Annotated in this window: 2 protein-coding genes; both read right to left on the reverse strand. The window is 47.5% G+C overall.

Annotation, left to right across the window (positions count from 1 at the left end):
* Positions 1 to 242: hypothetical protein (locus tag EYQ01_01150; protein HIE64423.1), on the reverse strand; the 242-nt coding region annotated here is incomplete at its 3' end.
* A 193-nt stretch (positions 243 to 435) separates the two neighbouring features.
* A complete protein-coding gene (locus EYQ01_01155; protein ID HIE64424.1) occupies positions 436 to 1281 on the reverse strand; it encodes a toxin-antitoxin system YwqK family antitoxin in 846 nt (281 codons plus the stop codon).
* Between the last annotated feature and the right edge of the window lie 44 nt (positions 1282 to 1325).

Genomic DNA, 1325 nt, shown 5'->3' on the forward strand with positions numbered 1-1325 from the left:
TTGTAGTGACCCTTGAGCCGCGCCAGCAGGGGTGACTTGTCAAGGTCGTCACCCTTGGGGTGGAAGGTGTGGCGATTATAGCCGAGCATGTTCACGATGATGACCAGATTCTTCGCTGAGGTAGCAGGCGCAATGCGAGATGAACCCGCCCGCGTAATCAAAGGAGATAGCCCCGCGACTGTACCAACACCGGCCGCCATTCCCTGAAGCATTTTTCTTCGATTAATCATAACTCCGTTCAAATCAGGCATTATTATACGTCCAAACACTTGGTAGTCTAGGGTTTCCACTGACCACCCATGATCATGATACAGGGACCATGGATCAGTTGACCGGCTTACCCCATGTGTGCAGTGGACTCACTCCCCACGATGCAGGTCGCTTGATTGGGGGCAGTGATACTATGATAAGGAATAAGGGTACGAGGTTCATGGGTTATTTTTTATCAGCTTCGTCAAATGAATCAACAGGTTCACCTTTGCTGTTCCACCACTTGGTTTCAGAAATCTTTTCACCGTCCTTGTAGTTTCCTTCCATCTTCTTCTGCCCGTTTCCATGCCACCACACCCATAGCCCATCCGACTTGCCTTCCTTATAGTTTCCTTCCGACCTCTTCTCACCGTTTTCATGCCAAGACACATATAGTCCATTCCGCTTGCCGTCCTTGAAGTTTACTTCCACCTGCTTCTGTCCGTTATCATGCCAATACATCACTAGCCCTTCCTTCTTTCCATTCTTGAAGTTTACTTCCCTCAACTTATCCCCATCAAAGTACCAATACAACCATGGCCCATCCCACTTGCCGTCCTTGAAGTTTCCTTCTGACTTCTTCTTCCCATTTTCATACCATTCAGCATGTAGTCCAACACGCTTACCGTCCTTGTAGTTTCCTTCCCCCTCCTTCTGCCCGTTTTCATGCCAAGACAGCCACAGACCATCAACCGTGCCATCCTTGTAGGTTGATTCCCGCCTCTTCTGTTCGTTTTCATGCCATTCCACATATAACCCATCTCTTTTGCCGTCCTTCCAGTTTTGTTCCACCTGCTTCTGTCCGTTTTCATAAAGCATGAAAGATTTACCTGTGTACAGTGAACCTTTGAGATAAGCGACGGAAAAAGAAGTATCACGAAAATCCAATTCTTTGCTATTAACGCCCTCTAATTTAGACTGAGTTACAGGAACGGGTTCTTCAGGCTTAACTTCAGCAATAGCCTTCTCCCCACACCCCCCAAGAAGCAGGGGCAGTGTTACAATGATCAGGAATAAGGGTACGGGGTTCATGGGTTATTCTTTAAGAGATTCCACAAAAATCAAGCGACCTGCAT

The organism is Candidatus Manganitrophaceae bacterium (genome assembly GCA_012960925.1).
Classification (GTDB): Bacteria; Nitrospirota; Nitrospiria; order SBBL01; family JAADHI01; genus DUAG01.

Bases quoted from the DNA above. Each gene is read 5' to 3' on its own strand.
- EYQ01_01155 (HIE64424.1), bottom strand. From the start codon at position 1,281: ATGAACCCCGTACCCTTATTCCTGATCATTGTAACACTGCCCCTGCTT.